The sequence below is a fragment of the Humibacter ginsenosidimutans genome, assembly GCF_007859675.1.
Taxonomy (GTDB): domain Bacteria; phylum Actinomycetota; class Actinomycetes; order Actinomycetales; family Microbacteriaceae; genus Humibacter; species Humibacter ginsenosidimutans.
The window spans coordinates 2,041,058-2,065,084 of record NZ_CP042305.1 but is presented as its reverse complement, the minus strand read 5'-3'; the positions used below and the strand labels follow the sequence as shown (position 1 = coordinate 2,065,084).

The following is a 24,027-nucleotide window of genomic DNA, read 5'->3' as shown; positions in this document are numbered from 1 at the left end:
ATGGAATGATGACCGCCATCAGTCCAGCAGGATCGCGGGCGGCCCTGCATCCTCCGACGCGCAGGCTCGTGCCGTTGCCGCACTCGGCCCGCATCGTCGACGCGGTGCTCGCGGGATTCGTCGTTGTGCGCATATCCCTCATCGGCGGCTCGATCCCCACGGCACAACTGGCATTGGTGCTGCTCGTTGCCGTCGCCGCCTTTCGTCGCCCGACACGCTCGCTGGGCCTGGCGCGCTGGTTCCCGTGGCTGGCACTGGTGCTGATCGCCTATGCAGCCCTGGAGACCTTGTACAACGGCGTCGATCCGCTTCGCCGCGCCGCGAACATCGTCATCCTCGCATTCACGGCTGCGTTCATGGCCAGCGGCAGGATCGACGTCGGCTCGGTCATCAAAGGGCTGGGTCTGGGTCTCGCCGTCAACGTCGGACTGTTCTATCTGCATCTCGCACCGAATGACTACGACGGGCGCCTGACGGGCCTTCTGCAGGACCCCAATGCCGCCGGTCTCTACTACGCAGTCGGGACGATCCTCTTGACCGTGGTGGTGCGGCGCGTCTGGTTGCGCGCAGGGATACTCGTGCTGGGAGCGCTTGCTGTCGTGGACACGGGATCAAGGACGGGCATGGCAGCGTATGCCGCCGCGGTGATCTGGCTGTGCTGCACGCAGCGCTTGGGGCGCGCGTTCCAGGTACTGCTCGGTGCCGCGCTCACGGGTGCGTTCGTCTGGGCCAACTTGACCATCGCACAGGGCATCGGCGTCATCGCAACGGACCGGGCGGGCTCGGATGCCTTGCGCGCTCGCATCGATGCCGCATCGCTTGTGAAGACCGCTGCCACGCCCTGGTACGGGGACGGTCTGGCGCAGGGTGTGGTGCACCTTGAGGGTGCCACGTGGTTCTTCAACAGCTCCTATGAGGACCTCATCGTCGAGGGTGGCGTCATCTTCGCCGTAGGTATCCTCCTTTGCTATGTACTGGCGGGTTTCGGGATGCGTGCTCGCTCGTCAGTGATCCGCGTCACCGACTACGACACTCGCGTCGTGGCAGCAGCAACCCTCGTCGTTTTCTACTGCGCCAGCCGTCTGGGTGAGGTCTTCTTGAGCCCCGCCGGATTCCTCGTGCTCGGGGTGGGACTTGCGAACCTCGCCGTCTCCTCGGTCGAGAATCAGGGCGTTGCTCCCCCGGCACGACAGCCGTGGTATCGCGAGCCGCTCGTGGCAGGCACGTCGGCGTCCGGCTCGTCATCGCGGGTCCGCGCTCGTGGCTGAAGCGGGGAATGACTCCGTGCAGTCGGTTCCGGTCTGGGCAAGGGTGCACCTCACCCATGCAGCGCTGCAGGCTGTGGCTGACGAGGCCAGGGTGGACATCCTGCACATCAAGGGGCCGACGGATGCCGCCTTCCGCGCCGCCGTCCACGATTCCACCGATGCCGACGTGCTCGTGCGCCCGGAACAGCTGGAGACGTTCGTTCGGGCACTTCGAGCCCGCGGTTGGTCGCTGTACTCCGACTTCGACGAGGGATCGCCGTTCGGCCACGCGGCCAACTACCAGCATCCATCGTGGACCTGGGTGGATGTGCACCGCAGGATCCCCGGATTCCGAGAGAGCCCAGAGACAGTGTTCGACCGGCTGTGGCGGGAGCGAGGCGTTCTCGCGATCGCGCACCGGCCCTGCACCGTGCTCTCGCCGCGCGGACAAGTGCTCGTGCAGACCATGCACGTGGCCCGGTCGCACGGGTACGACCAGTCAGAGACGTGGCAGCAGTGCCCCGAGCAGCTGAAGCCCCAGGTGCGGGCGCTCGCCGAGGAGCTGGAGGGACAAGCGGCGTTCGCGGCGGGGATCGGCGAGCTCGAGCTCCATCGCGATGACCCGGACTACGCCTTGTGGGACTACTGGTCGCGCGAGGGCGGTGATCGGCTGGAAGAGTGGCGTGCTCGTTTCCGCTCGGCGGAGGGATTCCGCGCCCGCATGCGCGTGCTGGCTCGGGCCACGCGTGTGAACCGCACCCACCTGCGGATACGGCTCGGTCACGAACCGACCGGCCGTGAGGTCGTGGCCGAGCAGTTCGCGCGCGTCGGCAAGGCAGCAGGCTCGGCCGGGCGGGCATTGGCATCCCGCCTTCGCGGGCATGACGATGGGGCTTCAACGTGACCGTCCGGTACGCCATCAGGAACGACCTGGCCTGGATCGATGCTCTGGACGGCGGACGTCGCGAGCGCACGGCCTGGGTCGCCGACCTGGCCACAGGGGAGACGTTCGTGCTCAACGACACCGCGTGGCTGATCTGGGTGCTGCTCGCCGACGGTGCCTCGACCGTCGACGAGCTGCGAGCCGCGGCCGACGCCGAAGGAGCACAGGACGCGTTCGACGGTGTCGAGGTTTCCGAGTTCCTCGACATCCTCACGCGGAGGGGCCTGCTGGCCGTGCAGGACGAGGGCACGGCGACGGCCTGAGGCTCGATGCGACAGCGCGAGTCCGACGTTACGGAGCGAGCTCCGACAGCAGCTCGCGCACGTGCCGGGCGCCAGTGTCCGGCGAGAAGCACGTGAGCCACCGCGCGTACTGGGCGTCGACGTCTGCGCGTAGCCGGCCATCGCTCGCTGCGACGATCTTCTCGGCGAGCGCCGTCGGGTCGCCTGCTGTCACGATGAGAGGATGCTCGTCGCCGACCACCTCGGGCAGGGCACCGGCATCCGTGACGAGCACGGGCACTCGGGCCGACATGCCCTCGGCGGCCACGAGCCCGAACGTCTCCGGTTGTACCGAGGGCACCACGAGCAGGTCGATGCGATCGAAGAGATCGGCGGGGTCGATCCAGCCGAGCCGGTCCGTGATCGGTGCGATCGGCGCGAGCGCCGCCTCCGATGCGGCGACTGACGCGTCCGAGACGAAGCGTGACTCGCCGCCGAGAGCGAGACGGAATGCTCCGGGATGCCGCTGGTCGAGCATCCGCAGCGCCTCCGCCAGCACGCCGATGCCCTTGTCCATCGAGACCCGTCCCAGGAAGCCGACCACGAACGGGTCGCCCGGGGCGCGAAGGCGGGTGGTCGCAGGGAGAGGATCCGTCCAGTTCGGCAGTACCCGGGCGTGCGGTACCTCCGCCAGCATGCTGCGCGACGGCACAAGCACGGCGGATGCCCGTGCGCGCGCCATCACCGAGAGCGGCCGGTGGATGCCGGTGGGCCGCTGATGCAGATGCACGACACGGCGGCGATGCCCGGCCGTCGCGACCGCCGGAACGAGTCCGTTGCACCACAGCACTCCGGTGCGCCGGCGGGCGTCCCAGCGTCGCAGCGCGCGCATCCACTCCGGGCGGTCGTCCGCGTCGAGCACCGCCACGGTGTGGCCCGCGTGCATGGCGACCTGGGCGACCGCGTCAGGTGCACGCGGGACGACGACGGTGACCCGGATGCCCCGCTCGCGGAGCGCAGTCGCGATGCGCAGCATCATGACTTCGCCGCCGCCGATGTCGCCGTTGTTCGTGGCGATGGCGACGTCGGTCACGGCTCGGAGGCGGGCGTTCTGCGGCACGGAGGGGCACTTCCTTCGCAGCGGGCGGGCGTCGTGTGGGAAACACGTGGCGGGTGGGCGTAGCGAGTCTATTGCGCGCTCGTCTGCGGGGAGCGGCTCGCGTGCGACGACGAATCGTCCAGGCAGGGCAGCGGGCACTGTGAGCGGTGCAGGCGTTCGACGCTCGGTGCAGCCGTTTCCTGGCGCCCCCTAGACTGATGCGGTGGGGTGGAGCGTGCTGGTAGACGCGCTGGGCGTGAAGGTGCGCATCCGCGGCGACGACCTCGACGAGGCCACCCGCGAGGCCGTGGCGGCCGCTTGGCGCGATGCCCTCGTTCCATCGTCATGCACGGAGCTCTCCGCCGGGCCGGATGCCGGCGACGGCGGGGAGCAAGGCACGGGGCCGGACGCGGTCGAGGTGACGGCGGCACCATGGACCGAGGCGGCCTCGGTGCTCTCGGAGCTGTCGCAGCGTGTCACTCTGGCGGCGATCGAACGGCAGCGCGGAAGGCTCTGGATGCTGCACGCCGCCGGCCTCGCATCGTCCGACGGACGTGTGGTCGCCCTCGTGGGGCCGTCGGGTCGCGGAAAGACGACCGCCGCGCGAGCGCTCGGCTCTCACCTCGGCTATGTCTCGGACGAGACCGTCGCCGTCGATGAGGAGGGCCGGGTCTGGCCCTATCGCAAACCCCTGTCGGTCATCGAGGAGGTCAACGCGCCGAAGGTGCAGCGGTCGCCATCCGAACTGCATCTGCGGGAGCTGCCGGAGTCACAGCTTCGGCTGGCCGCCCTTGTGCTGCTCGAACGTGCCGAGAACGCCGACGTCACCGCCGTCGTCGAGCCCGTCGATCTCGCCGACGCGCTGTCCGACCTGGTGATGCAGTCGAGCTATCTGACAACGATGCCCGCACCGTTGCGGACGATCGCGAACCACGCGGTCGAGACACGGGTGCTGCGGGTGCGATACCGGGATGCTGAATCGCTGGTCGCGGTGCTCGATCAGCTGCTCGCCAGAACCCCGCAGCACTCGCCCCTTCCGGGACGCGAGGCAGACGATGGCGTCGGCTTGCCGCGATCGCGAGGCGCTGCGCGTGAGGCCGCTCTGGCCGAGGGCATTCGAGTGCCAGGAGGCGAGTCCGCTCCGACGCCGACGGACAGCGGGCGCGAGCCTGTTGTGGCCGCGTCGGGGGCGGGCGAGCTTCGCTACCGGAGGACTCGCACCCACGATGTGCTCGCCTTCCGAGACCCGGACCGGCTCGCGCTGCTGAAGGCGTCCGAGGAGTTGGGCACGGGCGACTTCTGGCTGCTCGCAGGCATCGCCCCTACCCTCTGGCGTGCGGCCGACGGGGCGACCCTCGCGGAGCTCACCGTGGCGGCCGTCGCTGCGCACGGCGCCCCACCCGGAGTCGATCCCGAGGATGCCGTCGCCGCTGTTGTGGAGGAGTTGACCCGACTCGGCGTGCTCAGGGCCGTCTGAGTCTCGCGCTTCGCCTGTGCTCACTGCTGACGCGCTCCTTGGGCGGCGCTGTGGCGCGTTGCCGGGAGCCCGTCAGCGGCATCCTCTTGCCGACCACGGGTTCGCCTGCCGACGACGCGGGGGTGGCTCGGCCGTTGACCAAGCCACCCCCGCGGAGAGCGCCACTGCTAACGTGCGACGTTCTGGCCGACCGACCCCCGTGCGAGGTTGAGGCTCAGCACGTTGAGCAGTCCGACGAGCTGGATGTTCAACGCCGCCACGTCGTACCGGCCTGTGGGCGTGATGTGCTGGAAGTAGTCCGGGATCGCGCCCGTCGCCGCGTTCTGCGCGTTGACAGTGAGCACGAGCACGTCCTGCAGCACGGTGAACAGGCTGCTCAGCAGCCCGTTCAGCGCGGTCAGCACAGACGCCAGTGCACCTCCAGGGGCGAACAGAGCGGCGATCTCGGCCGTGACCAGGCCGCCGATGCCGGCCAGGAGGCCCGCGAGCACGTCAGCAGCCAGAGTGATCGGTACTCCGGCAAGGACGAACTTCACCGTCGCCGTGCCGTTGAGGAACTGGCCGAGCGTCCCTGTGAGCTCCAGCCCGGTGGGAAGGACGCCGCTCACACTGCCCGCCGTGATGTCGATCGAGATCACGTTGTACAGCACGTCGGTGACGGCGGTCACCCAGTTGTTCACCAGCTCAGTGGCCGCGTCGGCGGGGAGCTCCCAGTCGATGAACAGGCGAGTGTTCGGGTTCTGTTCGTTCAGCAGAGGCGAGATCTCGCCGGTGTAGGCACCGCCGAGGAGCGATGCGACATCGATGGTCAGAGTTCCCTTGGCGAGATCGACCTGCAGCGCGGAGGTCGGCACATTCGGTATCGGTGCAGCCGTCAGCAGGTCCATGTTGAACGAGAGCGAGGCATGCAGCACGCCTTCGCCGAGTGCTTCGAGCAGGGGTCCCAGGAGCGGGACCTGCCCCAACAAGCCCCAGACGGCATCCGTGCTGATCGTCAACTTCGGCACCGCGGTCGTAAGTCCGCTGAGCAGGTCGCCGACGACCTGCGAGGTCACCAGCAGTCTGATGTATGCGATGAGATAGTCGCGGTCCAGCTCGCTGGGGCGAGGTGTCAGGCAGAGGGAGCTCAGCGATGCGCGACCCGCTGCGGCACCGACCTGCAGGTCGAGGTCGGTGATCGAGCTGAGCAGTGCGGTCACCGCCGAGTTGCCGGTGACCTGCTGGAGGATGGTCTTGAGCTTGAGATCGGCGACCTCGGGCACGTTCTGGGAGCTGGTCGTCAGGGCGATGGCACCCGAGTCCGTCACCGCACCGGATGCACCCAGGGTGGGATGCGCGGTCGGATCCTCGTGTGCGTAGGCGTACTGGTTCACGGTGCCGACGCTCTGATTGCCGGAGACCAGGCTCAGGATGTCGCTCAACACGGTGCCGACGCCCGTGAGGTTCAGTTGAACTGCGCTGAGGGCGGTCACATCGAGCGGGCTCGTCTCGGTGTCCTGGACGTCCTTCGGCGGCGTGTTCGTCGAGAATGCCGTGGCGTGCACTCCTTCGAGCTTCGCCACATCGTCAAGGTCCGTGCCCGCAACCGTGCCGCTGAGCAGAATGCCGCGAGACTGTGCGTTGAACAGTGTTCCCGCGGGCGAACACTGGGTGGGACTCACCGCTGCGTACGCGGGAACGGCCGCCGATACGGCCAGCACCGGAACGCTCCAGGCCGCCCCTTTCATGACTGTTCTGCGCGAGATTCCCGATGGCTTTCCGAACGAGCTTCCGTTGAGATCGCTGCCGGCGAGTCCGCCGTCGCCGAAGTTGCCGTCGCCGAAGTTGCCGTACTTACCCGAATTCATACGTGTCTATTCCCCTATGTGGCGGAACGCTCACCCGACAAGCGTCCTGCACCACGGGCCATTCTGTCGGGCAGCACCGGCCTCTCACAAGACGCATCGCCCGTAGGTACCCCCTAAGTGGGGGTGTTCAGGAGATCGCGCGAGCGGTCGCGGGCGGGCTCGTCCCGCTCTCCGCTCGCTACCCGCATGACGATCGCGCTCATCACGCCGACTGCCGCTGCGGTCGCGATGGTGAAGCCCGCATATTGCACGACTCCGAAGGGCGCGACGGCGATCACGGCACCACCCACGATCGCGATTCCCCCGATGATCCCGCCGAGGCGTGTGCAGTGCAACGCCTGGCGGGGGGTGGGCACCAGGCCGCGAGCGAACGCGGAGGCGAACACCCCGACCAGCAGCACGCCGCCGACGGTGTCGCTCGCACGGTGGGCGAACGTCGCCACGGAGACGAGTGCTTCCGTGATCGTGGCAGCGACCAGTGCCGCGGCCACGGGGCGCCGTGTGCTCGCGACCGGCCACAGACGTACCACCATGATGCTCAGCGAGAGCGTCGTGACGACGTGCACGCTCGGGAACGAGTTCACCACGTCGACGGCACCGTACGCCGGACGCACGAAGACGACGTCTCGCAGCAGTATGCACGCGGCGATGCCGGCGACGGTGCACACTGCACACGTGGCGACCTCGCGCCATCGCCGTCGGGCGAGACCGAACACTGTCACGACAACGGCCACCACGCCGATCGCGACCGGGATGCCCGTACGAAGCCAAGCGAGCGGCACCAGCGCTGCAGAGGCCGCCGGCAGGCCGAGCCCGCGAACGTCCAGATGCACCTGTCCCCACCGGGTGAACACCGCGGCCGCATACACAGCGATCAGCAGCGTCGCGAAGGCGAGGCTCCAGCCGATCGAACGGGTCAGTGATTGAAGCAACACTCCGGGATCACCAGGGCGCAGAGAGGAGGAGCCTTCCCTATCAATAGGCTCCATCTTTGGTCAGCACCGCCCGCGTCGTGCGCCAGAGGATGATGAGATCCGACGTCAGCGACCAGTTCTCGACGTAATAGAGGTCGAGGCGCACGCTGTCCTCCCACGACAGGTCGCTGCGACCGCTCACCTGCCACAGGCCCGTGATGCCCGGCTTGACGAGCAGGCGACGATGTACCCAGCGCTCGTACGCCTGCACTTCGCTCACCAGCGGCGGTCGAGGACCGACGAGCGACATATCACCCTTCAGCACATTCCAGAGCTGGGGCAGTTCGTCGAAGCTGTGGCGCCGCAGCACACGGCCGATCCGAGTGGCCCTGGGATCGTCGCGCATCTTGAAGAGCACGCCGTGGGCTTCGTTCGCAGAAAGGAGCGGAGCCAGCTGCTGCTCGGCGTCCCTCGCCATGGTGCGGAACTTGAGCATGGAGAACGTCGCGCCGTTCAGCCCGACGCGTTCTTGCCGGAAGAGCGCGGGACCGGGGCTGGTCAGCCTCACCGCGATACCGATGCCCAGAAGGATCGGTGAGCTGACGATGAGGCCGACGGCACTGGCGACGATGTCGAAGGCTCGCTTGGCCACGGCCCGCGAGCCCGTGAGCTCGGGGTAGTCGACCCTGATGAGCGGCAGGCCCGCGACCGGAGTGGAGTGGATACGCGGGCCTGCGACATCCGTCAACGCCGGCGCGACGATGAGGCTCACGTGGCGCTCTTCGAGGCCCCAGCCCAATTCGCGGAGCTGCCGTGGCTTGAACGGATGCGATCCGGTGATGACCACGGTGTCGGCACCGGACTCGTCGACGTGGTGGAGCAGATCATTCCAGTCACCCAGCACACGCACGCCTTCGGCCAATTCGCCGCAGTCATGTCCAGGTTGCACGGCGGCTCCCACTATCGAGATGCCCGATCCGGGGAGTCCGTGAATCTGCTGCACGACGTGCCTGGCGCTGTCCAGGTCGCCGACGACGATGGCGTGATTCATCATGGCACCGCGTCGGCGCTTGGCGACGAGCCACTGCCGCCAGAGCCAGCGGCTCAGCAACAGCAGGGTGACGCCGAGAGGCAGTGCGATGAGCAGGTACGAGCGCCCGATCTGGGCCTGGAGCGCGAATCCCACGATCGCTGCGGAGCCGAAGGAGACGACCGTCGCACGGACCACCAGTTTGTACTCGGTAGCGCCGGTCCCCACGACGTGAGCGCTGCGCGTGCCGGCCAACGAAAGCGAGAGAAACCAGCTCAGCGCCAGCACGACGGACACGATGGTGTAGTCGATGGGCGGCAACCCCACGGAATGCTCGCCGGTGATCACGAGCCTCTGCGGGTCGAAGCCGAAGCGCACCACCTGGGCGACGGCGATGGCGGCGATGACGACGACCAGATCCGTCACGGCGAGACGTGCGGCGACCGTGCGCGTCCACGTCCGAGCCTTCACCGACGCCGGGGCCGCCACTTCGAACGGCGGGTGGCGCGAAACGCGCTGTTCTGCGTTCCGGGATCCCCTTCCAGTCGCAGTGTGCGCGGTAGGGGATTGCGGGCCACTCGGTGAGTGCAGACCCTCGTTGATCGCCATTCTCACCTGATCGTCATTGCATCGACTGTCACCGTACCCGGCAAGCCATGAGCCATGCCGACCGGGGCGTACCAGCTTTCGCGGGCCGGAATGCGGCAACTTTATCAGCCATCATCAGGGACTTTCGTTACCTGCAAACGGGGGCAGACAGCATGTTCGAGAGCCTGTCGAGACTGTGCGGGTTCTGGTTTCGCGGTGCGGCGCACGGGGTGAATCCGTCGTGCCTGCCGGCCACGTCGCACCGGTCGTCGCCGAGCCCCGACTGCGATGGCTCCGCGTTCTCGTGGTCGTCGTGGCGTGCGTTCGTCCTCCTTTAACATGAGTCGGTGCGTGTTCTCCTCACAGGCGGTGCTGGATACATCGGCACCCACACAGCGGTCGCGCTCGCCGAGGCGGGGCACGAGCCGCTGATCGCAGACAGCCTGGTCGGTGCCCGGTCTGAGGCGTTGTCTCGGGTCGAGACTCTGGTGGGCCGCACGGTACCCGCGCTGATCGGCGACGTGCGCGACGAGGATGCACTGAACGCGTTCATCCGAGCGCATGCTCCGGTCGACGCCGTGATCCATCTTGCGGGGCTGAAATCGGTCAGCGACTCGCTGGTCGAGCCGGTCGACTATTACGGCGTCAACATCGCAGCGGCGGTCAGCGTTCTCAGGGCAATGCGCGCGAACGACATCACCACGATCGTGTTCTCGAGTTCGGCCACCGTGTACGGCGAACCCGACCAGCTGCCCGTCTCCGAAGACGCGAACACGCCGTTGTCACTCTCCAGTCCATATGGCAAGACCAAGCGGATCATCGAGGAACTGCTGCGTGACGTGTGTGCCGCCGATTCGCGGATGACGGCGATCGCGTTGCGGTACTTCAACCCGGTCGGGGCGCACCCCAGCGGTCTCATCGGCGAGGATCCGCAATCGGAGCCGGGCAATCTGATGCCGATCGTCTCTCGGGTCGCCGCAGGCGCGCTGCCCTGTGTTCACGTGTTCGGAGCCGACTACGACACACCGGATGGCACGGCGCTGCGCGACTACATCCATGTCGTCGATCTGGCCAGCGGGCACGTGGCGGCCCTCGGCGATCGAGACCCCGGTTTCCGGGCCTACAACCTGGGGACGGGCCGAGCCACGAGCGTCTTGGAGCTCGTCACCGCGTTCGAGCAGGTTGTGGGCCGTCCCATCGCGCGCGAGGCTGCGCCACGCCGGTCCGGCGACGTGGCAATCAGCGTCGCCGATTCCGGGCGCGCGGAATCGGCGCTCGGATGGCGTGCGACGCGCACGATCAACGATGCGTGCGCAGACCAGTGGAACTGGCAGACCGGCGCTGCCGCCGACCTGCCGCGCTGAGGGGCGGGGAGCGCGACACGCCCGAGTTGCAGAGAACCCCGATATCTGGCAAACTTTTGGGGTTCAACATTTCGGTTCTGCGCGTCCGCGTGCGGTCAGCCGGATCACTGCCAGGCAGTGCATAGCCGCTCCGAACGGGCCGGAATCTCCGCGGGAAACCGCAGCGAGATGAGTCCTCGGAGTTCAGGTTAGGCCGCAGGCAGAAGAACTAGTGCGGAGAAGGGCGCGAGCCCGACTCGAAGCACGCAGCTTAATCGACATCCGAATGGCCGTGGGCATCCATGTGCCTTGCGAGGGCGACACGCCCGAGCGCGGGGGTCGGTTGAAGGCGAGGGATGCCGAGGCGCGAGCACAAGCATCCACCTCGCCCTTGACAGATGAACAGCGGTGCGACACACGTGGTGCCGGCAAAGCGGGAAGCGCGAAAGCGCGGGAACGCGATGCGTCCAATGCGGCTCTGACTGCCGTACGACGCCTGAACAGTAGAGAGAGAGTCAGATATGGCGGGACAGAAGATCCGCATCCGGCTTAAGTCGTATGACCACGAGGTCATCGACACCTCGGCGCGCAAGATCGTCGACACGGTGACCCGTGCCGGCGCTCAGGTCGTCGGGCCGGTGCCGCTCCCCACCGAGAAGAACGTGGTGTGCGTCATCCGTTCGCCCCACAAGTACAAGGACAGCCGCGAGCACTTCGAGATGCGCACGCACAAGCGGCTGATCGACATCATCGACCCGACGCCGAAGGCCGTCGACTCGCTCATGCGTCTCGACCTGCCCGCCGACGTCAACATCGAGATCAAGCTCTAGGGGTCACGATGTCGAACACCGAAACCAAGACTGTCAAGGGCCTGCTCGGCAAGAAGCTCGGCATGACGCAGGTGTGGGACGAGAACAACAAGCTCATCCCTGTCACCGTCGTCGAGATCACGCCGAACGTCGTGACCCAGCTGCGCACCCCCGAGGTCGACGGCTACAACGCCGTGCAGATCGCCAGCGGCTCCATCGACCCGCGCAAGGTCAACAAGCCTGCGACCGGCCACTTCGAGAAGGCCGGCGTCACGCCGCGCCGCCACCTCACCGAGATCCGCACCGCGGATGCCGGCTCGTACGAGCTCGGCCAGGAGCTCACCGTCGAGGCCACGTTCGAGGCCGGCCAGAAGGTCGACGTCGTCGGGACCTCGAAGGGTAAGGGCACCGCCGGTGTCATGAAGCGCCACAACTTCAAGGGCGTCTCCGCCTCGCACGGTTCGCACCGCAACCACCGCAAGCCCGGTTCGATCGGCGCATCGTCGACCCCGAGCCGCGTGTTCAAGGGCATGCGCATGGCCGGCCGTATGGGCGCCGAGCGCGTCACGGTGCTGAACCTCACGGTGCACTCGGTCGACGCCGGCAAGGGCCTGCTGCTCGTCAAGGGCGCGGTTCCCGGCGCTCGCGGCCGCATCGTCTTCGTCCGCAACGCAGTGAAGGGAGCGTAGTCACATGGCTACCTCGATCGACGTTCTCGACGTCACCGGCAAGAAGACCGGTTCCGTCGAGCTGCCCGCGGAGATCTTCGACGTTCAGGTGAACGTTCCGCTGATCCACCAGGTCGTCGTGGCGCAGCTCGCCGCGGCGCGCCAGGGCACCCACAAGACCAAGAACCGTGGCGAGGTCTCCGGTGCAGGCCGTAAGCCGTTCAAGCAGAAGGGCACAGGTCGCGCCCGCCAGGGTTCGATCCGCGCCCCGCAGATGACCGGTGGTGGCATCGTGCACGGCCCGACACCCCGCGACTACTCGCAGCGCACCCCCAAGAAGATGATCGCCGCAGCCCTGCTCGGTTCGCTCAGCGACCGCGCTCGTGGCGAGCGCATCCACGTGGTGGAGTCCCTGATCGCCGGCGACGCGCCGTCGACGAAGGATGCCATCGCGCTGCTGACCACCATCGCGACCTCCAAGCACGTGCTCGTCGTCACCGAGCGTGGCGACGAGACGGGCGTGAAGAGCGTTCGCAACATCCCGACGGTGCACACGCTCGCGTTCGACCAGCTCAACGCGTACGACGTGCTCGTCTCCGACGACATCGTCTTCACCAAGGGTGCGTTCGACTCGTTCGTCGCTTCCAAGACGAAGAAGGAAGAGGTGAACGCGTAATGGCCGCCATCAACAAGGACCCGCGCGACATCATCATCGCCCCGGTCGTGTCCGAGAAGAGCTACTCGCTCATCGACGAGGGCAAGTACACCTTCCTCGTCGACCCCCGCTCGAACAAGACCGAGATCAAGCTCGCGATCGAGAAGATCTTCAAGGTCGAGGTCGCATCCGTCAACACTCTGAACCGTCAGGGCAAGACGCGCCGCACCCGTTACGGCGTCGGCAAGCGCAAGGACACCAAGCGCGCCATCGTCACCCTCAAGTCCGGTTCCATCGACATCTTCACGGCTGTCGGCTAAGGAGCAAGGGAACAACAATGGCTATTCGCAAGTACAAGCCGACGACCCCGGGCCGCCGTGGTTCGTCCGTTGCCGACTTCGCCGAGATCACCCGATCGACGCCCGAGAAGTCGCTGCTCCGCCCCCTGTCGAAGACCGGTGGACGCAACAACCAGGGCCGCATCACGACCCGTCACATCGGTGGTGGCCACAAGCGCCAGTACCGCGTCATCGACTTCCGTCGCAATGACAAGGACGGCGTCAACGCCAAGGTCGCGCACATCGAGTACGACCCGAACCGCACGGCACGCATCGCGCTGCTGCACTTCGTGGACGGCACCAAGCGCTACATCATCGCTCCCGACAAGCTCAAGCAGGGCGACATCGTGGAGTCGGGCCCGAACGCGGACATCAAGCCCGGCAACAACCTGCCGCTGCGCAACATCCCGACCGGTACCGTGATCCACGCGATCGAGCTCAAGCCGGGTGGGGGCGCGAAGATCGCCCGCTCCGCCGGAGCATCCGTTCGCCTCGTCGCCAAGGACGGCCCCTACGCCCAGCTGCGCATGCCCTCCGGCGAGATCCGCAACGTGGATGCCCGCTGCCGCGCCACCATCGGCGAGGTCGGCAACGCCGAGCAGTCGAACATCAACTGGGGCAAGGCCGGCCGCATGCGGTGGAAGGGCGTTCGCCCGACCGTCCGTGGTGTCGCGATGAACCCGATCGACCACCCGCACGGTGGTGGTGAGGGCAAGACCTCCGGTGGTCGTCACCCGGTCAGCCCGTGGGGCCAGAAGGAAGGCCGCACGCGTCACCCGAACAAGGAAAGCGACAAGCTGATCGTCCGCCGCCGCAACGCTGGCAAGAAGCGCAAGTAGGAGTTAGTAGAAGATGCCTCGCAGTCTCAAGAAGGGCCCCTTCGTCGACGAGCACCTGCTTACCAAGGTGGTTCGCGCGAACGAGTCCGGCAGCAAGAACGTCATCAAGACGTGGTCGCGTCGTTCGATGATCGTGCCGGCCATGCTCGGCCACACGATCGCCGTGCACGACGGACGCAAGCACATCCCGGTCTTCGTCACCGAGACGATGGTCGGCCACAAGCTCGGGGAGTTCGCCCCGACCCGCACCTTCCGGGGACACGTGAAGGACGACAAGAAGGGTCGTCGCCGCTGACGCGGTGACATAAGGAGGAGAAAGACATGGTGGAGTCGATCGCACGCGTGCGACACATCCGCGTTACGCCTCAGAAGGCTCGTCGCGTCGTCAACCTGATCCGCGGCAAGCAGGCGCAGGAGGCCCTGGCCATCCTGAAGTTCGCCCCGCAGGGCGCGAGCGAGCCGGTCTACAAGCTCGTGGCATCCGCGATCGCGAATGCCCGGGTCAAGGCCGACGCAACGAACCAGTACCTCGACGAGCGCGACCTCTATGTGAGCCGTGCCTTCGTCGACGAGGGAACGACGCTCAAGCGGTTCCAGCCGCGCGCTCAGGGCCGTGCGTTCCGCATCAACAAGCGCACCAGCCACATCACCGTTGTGCTGGCCACACCTGACGAGGGGACGAAGTAATGGGTCAGAAGGTCAACCCGTACGGCTTCCGTCTGGGCATCACGACGGACCACGTGTCGCGTTGGTTCTCGGACTCGACGAAGCCCGGTCAGCGTTACGCCGACTACATCGCCGAGGACGTCAAGATCCGCAAGCTGCTTCAGACGCAGCTTGACCGTGCCGGCGTCTCGCGCATCGAGATCGAGCGCACCCGTGACCGCGTGCGTGTGGACATCCACACCGCGCGCCCGGGCATCGTGATCGGTCGTCGTGGTGCAGAGGCCGAGCGCATCCGCGCCGACCTCGAGAAGCTCACCGGCAAGCAGATCCAGCTGAACATCCTCGAGGTGAAGAACCCCGAGGCGGATGCCCAGCTCGTCGCCCAGGGCATCGCCGAGCAGCTGAGCGCCCGCGTGGCGTTCCGCCGTGCGATGCGCAAGGGTCTGCAGGGTGCCCAGCGCGCCGGTGCCAAGGGTGTGCGCATCCAGGTGTCCGGTCGCCTCGGCGGCGCGGAGATGAGCCGGTCGGAGTTCTACCGCGAGGGTCGTGTGCCGCTGCACACGCTGCGCGCGAACATCGACTACGGCTTCTACGAGGCCAAGACCACCTTCGGCCGCATCGGCGTGAAGGTCTGGATCTACAAGGGCGACATCACCAACAAGGAACTCGCTCGCGAGCAGGCCGCCGCCAAGTCCGGCCGCCCCGACCGCAGCGACCGCCCCCGCCGTGCGCCCCGCGCGCAGCAGGCCGAGGCCCCCGCGGCAGAAGGAGCCAGTGCATAACCATGTTGATTCCCCGCAGAGTCAAGCACCGCAAGCAGCACCACCCCGGCCGTAGCGGCCAGGCGACCGGTGGCACGAAGGTCACCTTCGGCGAGTTCGGCATCCAGGCCCTGACCCCCGCTTACGTGACGAACCGTCAGATCGAGTCCGCTCGTATCGCCATGACGCGTCACATCAAGCGTGGCGGCAAGGTGTGGATCAACATCTACCCCGACCGTCCACTCACCAAGAAGCCGGCCGAAACCCGCATGGGTTCCGGTAAGGGTTCGCCCGAGTGGTGGGTCGCCAACGTCAAGCCGGGCCGCGTGCTCTTCGAGGTCGCCGGCGTCAACGAGACGCTGGCCCGCGAGGCACTCACCCGTGCCATCCACAAGCTGCCCCTCAAGGCACGCATCATCAAGCGCGAGGAGGGAGACGCGTAATGGCTATCGGATCCAAGGAGCTCGTCCCCACCGAGCTCGACACGTTCGACGACGAGAAGCTCGTCGACGAGCTGAAGAAGGCCAAGGAAGAGCTGTTCAACCTGCGCTTCCAGTCCGCGACCGGCCAGCTCGAGAGCCACGGCCGCCTGCGCGCCGTCAAGCGCGACATCGCTCGCATCTACACGGTCATCCGTGAGCGCGAGCTGGGCATCCGTGCGACCCCGGCTCCGCTCGAGGTTCCCGCGAAGGCCGCGAAGAAGACCAGCAAGAAGGCCGCCGCCGCTGAGGCAGAGGCCGAGACGAAGGAGGAGGCGGAGTAATGGCTGCCACCAAGGCACAGGCTGAGACCGCCGCTCCGGCCGGTCACGAGCACGCCGAACACGACGTGAAGGATGCCGCGGCTCGCGGTTACCGCAAGGGCCGCCGCGGCTACGTCGTCAGCGACAAGATGGACAAGACCATCGTCGTCGAGGTCGAGGACCGCGTGAAGCACCCGCTGTACGGCAAGGTCATCCGCCGCACCAACAAGGTGAAGGTGCACGACGAGAACAACACCGCCGGCATCGGCGACCTCGTCACCATCAGCGAGACCCGTCCGTACAGCGCCACGAAGCGCTGGCGCCTGGTCGAGATCCTCGAGAAGGCCAAGTAAGCCTCTGGCTTGCTTGTGACAAGGAGTTGTAAGAAGTGATTCAGCAGGAATCCCGACTCAAGGTTGCCGACAACACCGGCGCCAAGGAGTTGCTCACGATTCGCGTTCTCGGTGGCTCGAAGCGCAAGTACGCGGGCCTCGGCGATGTCATCGTCGCGACCGTGAAAGACGCCATCCCCGGCGGCAACGTGAAGAAGGGCGACGTCGTCAAGGCGGTCATCGTCCGCACCGTGAAGCAGACGCGCCGTGCAGACGGCTCGTACATCAAGTTCGATGAGAACGCCGCAGTGATCCTGAAGAGCGACGGTGACCCCCGTGGCACCCGCATCTTCGGACCGGTCGGTCGCGAACTGCGCGACAAGAGGTTCATGAAGATCATCTCGCTGGCGCCGGAGGTGATCTGATCCATGGCGAACATCAAGAAGGGTGACCTGGTGCAGGTCATCTCGGGTCCGAGCCAGGCCCGCGGCGGAGACCGCGGCAAGCAGGGCAAGGTCATCGAGGTGCTCGTCGACCAGAACCGCGTCATCGTCGAGGGCGTGAACTACGTCACGAAGCACGTGAAGGTCGGTCAGACCCAGCGCGGCGCCAAGACCGGTGGTCTTGAGACGCACGAGGCTCCGATCCACGTGTCGAACGTGGCGCTGGTCGACCCCGAGACCAAGAAGCCGACCCGCGTGGGCTTCCGCGAGGAGAAGGTGACGAAGGACGGCGTGACCAAGACCGTCCGCGTCCGCTACGCCAAGAAGTCAGGTAAGGACCTGTAATGACCGACACCGCAACTGCCGCGCAGGCTGGCGCGCCCTCGAACGACAGGGTCCAGCCGCGCCTCAAGCAGAAGTACAAGAACGAGATCCAGGCCCAGCTCAAGGAGCAGTTCGGCTACAGCAACGTTCACCAGATCCCCGGCCTGGTCAAGGTCGTGGTGAACAGCGGTGTCGGCGATGCTGCCCGTGACGGCAAGATCATCGACGGTGCGATCGCCGACCTCACGAAGATCACCGGTCAGAAGCCGCAGGTCACGAAGGCCCGCAAGTCCATCGCGCAGTTCAAGCTGCGCGAGGGTCAGCCCATCGGTGCGCACGTCACGCTGCGCGGCGACCGGGCGTGGGAGTTCCTCGACCGTCTGCTCTCGCTGGCGCTGCCGCGCATCCGCGACTTCCGCGGCCTGTCCGACCGTCAGTTCGACGGCCACGGCAACTACACGTTCGGCGTGCAGGAGCAGTCGATCTTCCACGAGATCGACCAGGACAAGATCGACCGCGTCCGCGGCTTCGACATCACCGTCGTCACCACCGCGCAGACGGATGACGAGGGTCGCGCGCTGCTCAAGGCGCTCGGCTTCCCGTTCAAGTCGAACGACTGAGTGCACAACTTGCCGGGCGGGTTCGTCCCGCCCGGCACCACTGCCGGCCACCCGGTCGGCAGACCATCGATGGTCGCTGTTCTTGTAAAGGTCAGCGAAACCAGGTGAACAAAGGAAACAATCCATGACCATGACAGATCCGGTCGCAGACATGCTGACCAGACTGCGCAACGCGAATTCGGCGTACCACGACACCGTGTCGATGCCGAACTCGAAGCTCAAGGCGCACATCGCCGAGATCCTCAAGAACGAGGGTTACATCTCCGACTGGGCCGTCGCAGACGCCCGGGTCGGCCAGACCCTCACGCTGAACCTCAAGTTCGGCCCGAACCGCGAGCGCTCCATCGCCGGCATCAAGCGCGTCTCGAAGCCCGGCCTGCGCGTTTACGCGAAGTCCACCGAGCTGCCCCGCGTGCTCGGCGGCCTCGGGGTCGCCATCCTGTCCACCTCCTCCGGTCTGCTCACGGACCGCGAGGCCGAGAAGAAGGGCGTCGGCGGGGAAGTCCTCGCCTACGTGTGGTAACAAGATGTCCCGAATCGGAAGACTCCCCATCGACATCCCTGCCGGCGTCGACGTCAAGGTCGACGGGCAGGACGTGACGGTCAAGGGCCCGAAGGGCGAGCTGTCGCTCACCGTGGCCCAGCCGATCAGCGTCAAGCTCGAAGAGAACCAGGTGCTCGTCACCCGCCCCGACGACGAGCGCAACTCGCGTTCGCTGCACGGCCTGACCCGCACCCTCATCAACAACCAGATCATCGGCGTGACCCAGGGCTACTCCAAGGGCCTTGAGATCGTCGGAACCGGTTACCGCGTGGCCCAGAAGGGCTCGTCCATCGAGTTCGCACTCGGCTTCTCGCACCCGGTCCTCGTCGAGCCCCCCGCGGGCATCACGTTGACGGTCGAGGGCAACAACAAGGTCACCGTCGCCGGCATCGACAAGCAGGCCGTCGGCGAGACCGCTGCGAACATCCGCAAGATCAAGAAGCCGGAACCGTACAAGGGCAAGGGCATCCGCTACGCAGGCGAGGTCGTCCGCCGCAAGGCCGGAAAGGCTGGTAAGTAAGCATGAGCGTCAAGACAAAGTCAGCGGCACGCGACCGCCGGCACGCGCGCCTTCGCAAGAAGGTCGTGGGCACGGCTGCGCGTCCGCGCCTGGTCGTGACCCGCTCCGCGCGTCACGTCTTCGTGCAGGTCGTCGACGACTCCAAGGGCCACACCCTTGCTTCGGCGTCGACCCTCGAGGCCGACCTCCGTTCGTTCGACGGTGACAAGACCGCCAAGGCCCGCAAGGTCGGCGAGCTGGTCGCCGAGCGTGCGAAGAAGGCCGGCATCGACGAGGTCGTCTTCGACCGCGGCGGCAACAAGTACGCCGGTCGCGTAGCGGCGATCGCCGATGGAGCCCGGGAAGGTGGGCTGAGCCTGTGAGTGAAGTAGAGCGCGAGAGCGAGAAGAAGGGGCAGGACGTGCCCGAGCAGACGACTGCGGAGAAGCCGGTCGAGACCGCGGCGGGCACGGACACCACGAGCCGTGACGCCCGCGACGGCCGTGACAACCGCCGCGGCGGACGCGACCGCAACCAGGGCCGCGACCGTGGTGGCCGCGACGCCGACAAGAGCCAGTTCCTCGAGCGCGTTGTGACCATCAACCGCGTCTCGAAGGTGGTCAAGGGCGGTCGCCGCTTCAGCTTCACCGCGCTTGTCGTGGTGGGCGACGGCAACGGCATGGTCGGTGTCGGCTACGGCAAGGCCCGTGAGGTGCCACTGGCGATCTCGAAGGGCGTCGAAGAGGCGAAGAAGAACTTCTTCCGCGTTCCTCGCGTCGGCAGCACCATCCCGCACCCGGTGCAGGGTGAGGCGGCCGCCGGTGTCGTCCTGCTGCGTCCGGCCGGCGCCGGTACCGGTGTCATCGCCGGTGGTCCGGTGCGCGCGGTTCTCGAGTGCGCAGGCATCCACGACGTGCTGAGCAAGTCGCTCGGTTCGTCGAACACCATCAACATCGTGCACGCCACCGTTGAGGCGCTGCAGCAGCTCGAGGAGCCTCGTGCCGTTGCTGCCCGTCGTGGGCTCGACTTCGACGAGGTCGCGCCCGCCCGCCTGCTGCGTGCCGAGGCTGAGGCCGCCGAGGCGGCCCGATCCGCGAAGGCTGGTGCATAATGGCGCAGCTCAAGGTGACCCAGATCAAGTCCAAAGTGAGCGAGAAGCAGAACCAGCGCGACACCCTTCGCAGCCTGGGTCTGAAGCGCATCGGCGATGTCGTGGTCCGCGAGGACACCCCGCAGAACCGCGGGTACGTCAAGACCGTCGCTCACCTGGTGAAGGTTGAGGAGATCGACTAATGGCCGACGAGAAGAAGGACGAGAAGGCCACCAAGGCCGCGTCCGCCCCCGCCGCCGAGAAGAAGACCGCTGCGAAGCCGGCGGCCGAGAAGAAGCCCGCTGCGGCCAAGGCGACCACCGCCAAGGCTCCGGCTGCCAAGGACGACGCCAAGGCTCCGGCCAAGAAGGCGCCGGCCAAGGCATCCGCGAAGGCCGACGACGCGAAGGCCGAGAAGCCTGCCGCGAAGAAGCCCGCAGCCAAGAAGGACACTGCCGACGTGGTGGCACGTCCTCAGGTCCTCAAGGTGCACCACCTGCGCCCGGCGGCCGGTGCCAAGAAGGACCGCACCCGCGTCGGACGTGGTGAGGGCTCGAAGGGTAAGACCGCCGGCCGCGGTACCAAGGGAACGAAGGCGCGCTACCAGGTGCGTCCGGGCTTCCAGGGTGGCCAGCTGCCGTTCCACATGCGTTCGCCGAAGCTGCGCGGGTTCAAGAACCCGTTCCGCGTCGAGTACCAGGTGGTCAACCTCGAGAAGCTCGCCGAGCTCTACCCCTCGGGCGGCGACGTGACCGTGAGCGACCTGGTCGCCAAGGGCGCGGTGCGCAAGAACGAGAAGGTCAAGGTTCTCGGCAATGGCGAGATCTCGGTGAAGCTGAACGTGGAGGTCGACAAGGTCTCCGGTTCCGCCGAGCAGAAGATCCTCGCTGCCGGGGGTTCGGTCAAGTAGCTCTTCGCAGCTGCCGGATTCTTAGCATCCGAAACACCTGAGTAAAGTAGTCCAGTCGGGTGGCCAACTCGGCCACCCGACTGACTTCTTGAAGCTCCACCCCACGGGGGCTCCTCGAACCGAAAGCAGGACCTGAATTGTTCAACGCCATCGGGCGGATCTTCCGTACGCCGGACCTTCGCCGCAAGATCGGCTTCACGATCGGGATCATCGCGCTTTTCCGGTTGGGTTCGTTCATCCCCACCCCGTTCGTCGACTTCAGCAACGTGCAGGCGTGTCTGCAGGCGAACCAGGGCACGACCGGCCTCTACGAGCTGGTCAACCTGTTCAGCGGCGGTGCGCTGCTGAAACTCTCCATCTTCGCGCTGGGCATCATGCCGTACATCACGGCATCGATCATCGTCCAGCTGCTGCGGGTCGTCATCCCGCACTTCGAGACCCTGTACAAAGAGGGTCAGGCGGGTCAGTCGAAGCTGACGCAGTACACCCGCTACCTCACCATCGCCCTCGGCGTGCTGCAGTCCACGACCCTCATCACCGTCGCCCGCAGCGGCGCGCTGTTCGGGTCGAACAGCACCTCGCAGTGCTCGCAGCTCATCACGGATGACTCGTGGTACGCCGTTCTGCTCATGGTCGTCACCATGACGGCGGGCACCGGCCTCATCATGTGGATGGGCGAGCTGGTCACGGAGAAGGGCATCGGCAACGGCATGTCGCTGCTGATCTTCACGTCGATCGCCGCGCAGTTCCCGAGCTCGCTCTGGGCCGTCGAGCAGTCGCAGAGCTTCGAGGTCTTCCTCGTCGTGATCGTGATCGGCCTCTTCATCGTCGCGGCCGTCGTCTTCGTCGAGCAGTCGCAACGGCGCATCCCGGTGCAGTACGCGAAGCGCATGGTCGGCCGGCGCACATACGGCGGCAACAACACCTACATTCCGATCAAGGTGAACATGGCCGGCGTCATCCCGGTGATCTTCGCCTCGAGCCTCTTGTACCTTCCCGCCCTGATCGCGCAGTTCAACCAGCCGGCCGCCGGCAAGGAGCCCGCGCCGTGGGTGAACTGGGTCGAGAACTATCTCACCAAGGGTGACCACCCGCTGTACATGTTGATCTACGCGCTGCTGATCATCGGGTTCACCTACTTCTACGTCGCGATCACCTTCAACCCCGAAGAGGTCGCCGACAACATGAAGAAGTACGGCGGCTTCATCCCGGGAATCCGGGCCGGCCGTCCGACCGCCGAATACCTCGACTACGTGCTCACGCGCATCACGCTGCCCGGGTCGATCTATCTGGCGATCGTCGCGCTCATCCCGCTGGTGGCGTTCGCTCTGCTCGGCACCAGTCAGAACTTCATGTTCGGCGGCACCTCGATCCTGATCATCGTCGGTGTGGGACTCGAGACGGTCAAGCAGATCGACTCGCAACTTCAGCAGAGGCACTACGAAGGGTTGCTGCGTTGAGCGGATCGCACGAAGAGACCAACCGGGAACGCGGAGCCAGGCTCCTGATCGTCGGCCCTCCCGGGTCCGGCAAGGGAACCCAGGCCGCCTACATCGCCGAGGCGTTCGGCATTCCGGCGATCTCGACGGGCGACATCTTCCGCCACCACATCACGCACAAGACCGAGCTCGGCCTCAAGGTGCAGGCGATCGTGGATGCCGGTGACTACGTTCCCGACGAGCTCACGAACCAGCTCGTCGCGCAGCGCCTCTCGGAGTCCGACTGCGCCAAGGGGTTCCTTCTCGACGGCTACCCGCGCACGGCGGACCAGGTGCGCTTCCTCGACGAGCTGCTCGCGCAGGACGGCGCTCTCGAGGCCGTCGTGCGGCTCACCGCCGACGAAGACGAACTGGTGCGCCGCCTGACCCACCGTGCCCATGAGCAGGGTCGTGCCGACGACACCGAAGAGGCCATCCGGCACCGCCAGAACGTCTACAACGAGCAGACGGCGCCCATCATCGACATCTATCGCGGTCGCGGCCTGCTCGTCGAGGTGGACGGCATCGGCGGCGTCGACGAGGTGGCCGCCCGCATTCGCGAGGCACTGGCGGCGCGCGGCATCGGTGTCGCCGGCGACCCCGCAGCGGCCTGAGGCGACGCGTGCGCGGCATCCGCTCCTCGATCTACAAGTCGCCCGCCCAGCTCGCGCTGATGCGCGAGCCGGGGCTGGCGACCGCCGACAGCCTCGACGCCGTGCGCGCGCTCGTGCAGCCGGGCGTCACGACCTTGCAGTTGGATGCTGCTGCCGAGCAGGCCATCGAAGCGCGCGGCGGCAAGCCGAACTTCAAGCTGGAGCCCGGCTACCGGCACACGATCTGCGCGTCGGTGAACGACGAGGTCGTGCACGGCATTCCGGGTGAGCGTGTTCTGGAGGCCGGGGACATCCTGTCCGTCGACTCGGGCGCGATCCTGGGCGGCTGGAACGGCGACGCGGCGTTCACCGTGGTGCTCGACGATCCTGAACGTCCCGACCTGGTGGCCAAGCGTCGCGCACTGAGCGAGGTGACCGAGCAGTCGCTGTGGCACGGGATCGCGGCGCTGGCGCAGGCATCCCACCTGAACGAGGTGGGAGACGCGATCGAGGCGTACATCCTCTCGCAGGGGGAGTACGGCATTCTGACCGACTACGTCGGTCACGGCATCGGCCGACGCATGCACGAGGCCCCGCCGGTCTTCAACTACAGCGTTCGGCAGAGGGGCCCGGAGGTGCGCCCTGGGCTCGTGGTGGCGATCGAGCCCATGGTGGTGTCGGGGTCGGCGGACACGTATGTGCGCGACGACGGCTGGACCGTCGCCACCGAAGACGGCTCGTCGGCGGCGCACTGGGAGCATTCCGTCGCCGTGCACAAGGGTGGCATCTGGGTGCTCACCGCGCACGACGGCGGGGCGGCCGGACTGGCGCAGTTCGGCATCACGCCGGTGGCTCCCGCCTGAGGCCGGTGAGCCTCGAAGGCTTCGTCGCATCGGCGAGGCGGCCCCCGTGGGGGATGCGGTCTACTCGGCGCGCCGAATGGCTCGCGGTAGCCTAGACATCTGTGTCTGTCACGGCAATGGTGCCGGACGGGCATGATGCGCACC

The 24,027-nt window shown here is 66.8% G+C and carries 32 protein-coding genes; 28 read left to right on the top strand and 4 right to left on the bottom strand.

Going from position 1 to position 24,027, the window contains the following annotated elements:
* The first annotated feature begins 8 nt into the window (after positions 1–8).
* From FPZ11_RS19230 to FPZ11_RS09580, 3 genes are read left to right on the top strand one after another with little or no spacing between them, the layout of a single operon-like run.
* Positions 9–1,268 (top strand): hypothetical protein, encoded by a 1,260-nt coding sequence (locus FPZ11_RS19230; protein ID WP_168203781.1) that lies wholly within the window; start codon positions 9–11, stop codon positions 1,266–1,268.
* 16 nt (positions 1,269–1,284) lie between these two features.
* Positions 1,285–2,151 (top strand): nucleotidyltransferase family protein, encoded by an 867-nt coding sequence (locus FPZ11_RS09585; RefSeq protein WP_168203780.1) that lies wholly within the window; start codon positions 1,285–1,287, stop codon positions 2,149–2,151.
* Entirely contained in the window at positions 2,148–2,453 is a 306-nt protein-coding gene (locus tag FPZ11_RS09580; RefSeq protein ID WP_146320378.1) for a PqqD family protein, read from the top strand. Before FPZ11_RS09585 ends, FPZ11_RS09580 begins: the two co-directional genes overlap by 4 nt.
* A gap of 28 nt (positions 2,454–2,481) precedes the next feature.
* On the opposite strand, the gene FPZ11_RS09575 is transcribed toward FPZ11_RS09580, so the two are convergent.
* The gene (locus tag FPZ11_RS09575; protein ID WP_146320375.1) at positions 2,482–3,531 is read right to left on the bottom strand and encodes a glycosyltransferase family 4 protein; all 1,050 of its coding nucleotides are present in this window, start codon (positions 3,529–3,531) and stop codon (positions 2,482–2,484) included.
* 202 nt (positions 3,532–3,733) lie between these two features.
* Between FPZ11_RS09575 and FPZ11_RS09570 the strand changes: the two genes are divergently transcribed.
* Complete coding sequence (locus FPZ11_RS09570; protein ID WP_146320373.1) at positions 3,734–4,987, top strand: P-loop NTPase family protein; 1,254 nt, start codon at positions 3,734–3,736, stop codon at positions 4,985–4,987.
* 167 nt (positions 4,988–5,154) lie between these two features.
* On the opposite strand, the gene FPZ11_RS09565 is transcribed toward FPZ11_RS09570, so the two are convergent.
* The 3 genes from FPZ11_RS09565 to FPZ11_RS09555 all read right to left on the bottom strand — a co-directional run bounded on the left by FPZ11_RS09565 (position 5,155) and on the right by FPZ11_RS09555 (position 9,204).
* Positions 5,155–6,834, bottom strand: coding sequence for a choice-of-anchor G family protein (locus FPZ11_RS09565; protein WP_146320371.1), 1,680 nt, complete (start codon positions 6,832–6,834; stop codon positions 5,155–5,157).
* Between the two features lie 113 nt (positions 6,835–6,947).
* Positions 6,948–7,769: a phosphatase PAP2 family protein gene (locus tag FPZ11_RS09560; protein ID WP_146320369.1), complete on the bottom strand. Its 822-nt coding sequence runs from the start codon at positions 7,767–7,769 to the stop codon at positions 6,948–6,950.
* Positions 7,770–7,809: 40 nt separating this feature from the next.
* Positions 7,810–9,204: a sugar transferase gene (locus FPZ11_RS09555; RefSeq protein ID WP_246846616.1), complete on the bottom strand. Its 1,395-nt coding sequence runs from the start codon at positions 9,202–9,204 to the stop codon at positions 7,810–7,812.
* A 509-nt stretch (positions 9,205–9,713) separates the two neighbouring features.
* Between FPZ11_RS09555 and galE the strand changes: the two genes are divergently transcribed.
* The 24 genes from galE (at position 9,714) to map (ending at position 23,883) form a co-directional block, all read left to right on the top strand.
* The gene (gene galE / locus FPZ11_RS09550) at positions 9,714–10,730 is read left to right on the top strand and encodes a UDP-glucose 4-epimerase GalE (RefSeq protein WP_146320365.1); all 1,017 of its coding nucleotides are present in this window, start codon (positions 9,714–9,716) and stop codon (positions 10,728–10,730) included.
* A gap of 500 nt (positions 10,731–11,230) precedes the next feature.
* Positions 11,231–11,539, top strand: a complete 309-nt coding sequence (gene rpsJ, locus FPZ11_RS09545) for a 30S ribosomal protein S10 (protein ID WP_022900935.1) — start codon at positions 11,231–11,233, stop codon at positions 11,537–11,539.
* Positions 11,540–11,547: 8 nt separating this feature from the next.
* Entirely contained in the window at positions 11,548–12,207 is a 660-nt protein-coding gene (gene rplC / locus FPZ11_RS09540; RefSeq protein WP_146320363.1) for a 50S ribosomal protein L3, read from the top strand.
* A gap of 4 nt (positions 12,208–12,211) precedes the next feature.
* Positions 12,212–12,862 carry a 50S ribosomal protein L4 gene (rplD, locus tag FPZ11_RS09535; RefSeq protein WP_146320361.1) on the top strand — a complete coding sequence of 217 codons (651 nt, stop codon included), beginning with the start codon at positions 12,212–12,214 and terminating at the stop codon, positions 12,860–12,862.
* The gene (rplW, locus tag FPZ11_RS09530) at positions 12,862–13,161 is read left to right on the top strand and encodes a 50S ribosomal protein L23 (RefSeq protein ID WP_146320359.1); all 300 of its coding nucleotides are present in this window, start codon (positions 12,862–12,864) and stop codon (positions 13,159–13,161) included. The genes rplD and rplW overlap by 1 nt, the downstream gene beginning before the upstream one ends.
* Before the next feature lie 17 nt (positions 13,162–13,178).
* On the top strand, positions 13,179–14,018 hold the full coding sequence (gene rplB, locus FPZ11_RS09525; RefSeq protein WP_146320357.1) for a 50S ribosomal protein L2: 840 nt from the start codon (positions 13,179–13,181) through the stop codon (positions 14,016–14,018).
* Between the two features lie 13 nt (positions 14,019–14,031).
* On the top strand, positions 14,032–14,313 hold the full coding sequence (gene rpsS, locus FPZ11_RS09520; protein WP_022900930.1) for a 30S ribosomal protein S19: 282 nt from the start codon (positions 14,032–14,034) through the stop codon (positions 14,311–14,313).
* A 26-nt stretch (positions 14,314–14,339) separates the two neighbouring features.
* Positions 14,340–14,705 carry a 50S ribosomal protein L22 gene (gene rplV / locus FPZ11_RS09515; RefSeq protein ID WP_146320355.1) on the top strand — a complete coding sequence of 122 codons (366 nt, stop codon included), beginning with the start codon at positions 14,340–14,342 and terminating at the stop codon, positions 14,703–14,705.
* Positions 14,705–15,466 carry a 30S ribosomal protein S3 gene (gene rpsC, locus FPZ11_RS09510; RefSeq protein WP_146320353.1) on the top strand — a complete coding sequence of 254 codons (762 nt, stop codon included), beginning with the start codon at positions 14,705–14,707 and terminating at the stop codon, positions 15,464–15,466. The genes rplV and rpsC overlap by 1 nt, the downstream gene beginning before the upstream one ends.
* 2 nt (positions 15,467–15,468) lie before the next feature.
* Positions 15,469–15,888 (top strand): 50S ribosomal protein L16, encoded by a 420-nt coding sequence (gene rplP, locus FPZ11_RS09505; protein WP_146320351.1) that lies wholly within the window; start codon positions 15,469–15,471, stop codon positions 15,886–15,888.
* On the top strand, positions 15,888–16,208 hold the full coding sequence (rpmC, locus tag FPZ11_RS20080) for a 50S ribosomal protein L29 (protein ID WP_146320349.1): 321 nt from the start codon (positions 15,888–15,890) through the stop codon (positions 16,206–16,208). Before rplP ends, rpmC begins: the two co-directional genes overlap by 1 nt.
* Positions 16,208–16,540, top strand: coding sequence for a 30S ribosomal protein S17 (gene rpsQ / locus FPZ11_RS09495; protein ID WP_146320347.1), 333 nt, complete (start codon positions 16,208–16,210; stop codon positions 16,538–16,540). The genes rpmC and rpsQ overlap by 1 nt, the downstream gene beginning before the upstream one ends.
* Positions 16,541–16,575: 35 nt before the next feature.
* Positions 16,576–16,944, top strand: coding sequence for a 50S ribosomal protein L14 (gene rplN, locus FPZ11_RS09490; protein ID WP_146320345.1), 369 nt, complete (start codon positions 16,576–16,578; stop codon positions 16,942–16,944).
* 3 nt (positions 16,945–16,947) lie between these two features.
* Complete coding sequence (gene rplX / locus FPZ11_RS09485) at positions 16,948–17,307, top strand: 50S ribosomal protein L24 (protein ID WP_146320343.1); 360 nt, start codon at positions 16,948–16,950, stop codon at positions 17,305–17,307.
* Complete coding sequence (rplE, locus tag FPZ11_RS09480) at positions 17,307–17,906, top strand: 50S ribosomal protein L5 (RefSeq protein ID WP_146320341.1); 600 nt, start codon at positions 17,307–17,309, stop codon at positions 17,904–17,906. Before rplX ends, rplE begins: the two co-directional genes overlap by 1 nt.
* A 124-nt stretch (positions 17,907–18,030) precedes the next feature.
* Positions 18,031–18,429, top strand: a complete 399-nt coding sequence (rpsH, locus tag FPZ11_RS09475) for a 30S ribosomal protein S8 (protein WP_146320339.1) — start codon at positions 18,031–18,033, stop codon at positions 18,427–18,429.
* A gap of 4 nt (positions 18,430–18,433) precedes the next feature.
* The gene (rplF, locus tag FPZ11_RS09470; RefSeq protein WP_146320337.1) at positions 18,434–18,970 is read left to right on the top strand and encodes a 50S ribosomal protein L6; all 537 of its coding nucleotides are present in this window, start codon (positions 18,434–18,436) and stop codon (positions 18,968–18,970) included.
* Between the two features lie 2 nt (positions 18,971–18,972).
* Positions 18,973–19,332, top strand: a complete 360-nt coding sequence (gene rplR / locus FPZ11_RS09465) for a 50S ribosomal protein L18 (RefSeq protein WP_146320335.1) — start codon at positions 18,973–18,975, stop codon at positions 19,330–19,332.
* A gap of 38 nt (positions 19,333–19,370) precedes the next feature.
* Entirely contained in the window at positions 19,371–20,060 is a 690-nt protein-coding gene (gene rpsE, locus FPZ11_RS09460) for a 30S ribosomal protein S5 (RefSeq protein WP_210416031.1), read from the top strand.
* Positions 20,060–20,242: a 50S ribosomal protein L30 gene (gene rpmD / locus FPZ11_RS09455; RefSeq protein WP_210416002.1), complete on the top strand. Its 183-nt coding sequence runs from the start codon at positions 20,060–20,062 to the stop codon at positions 20,240–20,242. Before rpsE ends, rpmD begins: the two co-directional genes overlap by 1 nt.
* Positions 20,242–20,949 (top strand): 50S ribosomal protein L15, encoded by a 708-nt coding sequence (rplO, locus tag FPZ11_RS09450; RefSeq protein ID WP_146320329.1) that lies wholly within the window; start codon positions 20,242–20,244, stop codon positions 20,947–20,949. The genes rpmD and rplO overlap by 1 nt, the downstream gene beginning before the upstream one ends.
* 137 nt (positions 20,950–21,086) lie before the next feature.
* Entirely contained in the window at positions 21,087–22,409 is a 1,323-nt protein-coding gene (gene secY / locus FPZ11_RS09445) for a preprotein translocase subunit SecY (RefSeq protein ID WP_146320327.1), read from the top strand.
* Complete coding sequence (locus FPZ11_RS09440) at positions 22,406–23,041, top strand: adenylate kinase (RefSeq protein ID WP_146320325.1); 636 nt, start codon at positions 22,406–22,408, stop codon at positions 23,039–23,041. Before secY ends, FPZ11_RS09440 begins: the two co-directional genes overlap by 4 nt.
* Positions 23,042–23,100: 59 nt before the next feature.
* Positions 23,101–23,883 carry a type I methionyl aminopeptidase gene (gene map / locus FPZ11_RS09435; protein WP_146322807.1) on the top strand — a complete coding sequence of 261 codons (783 nt, stop codon included), beginning with the start codon at positions 23,101–23,103 and terminating at the stop codon, positions 23,881–23,883.
* Positions 23,884–24,027: the final 144 nt, after the last annotated feature.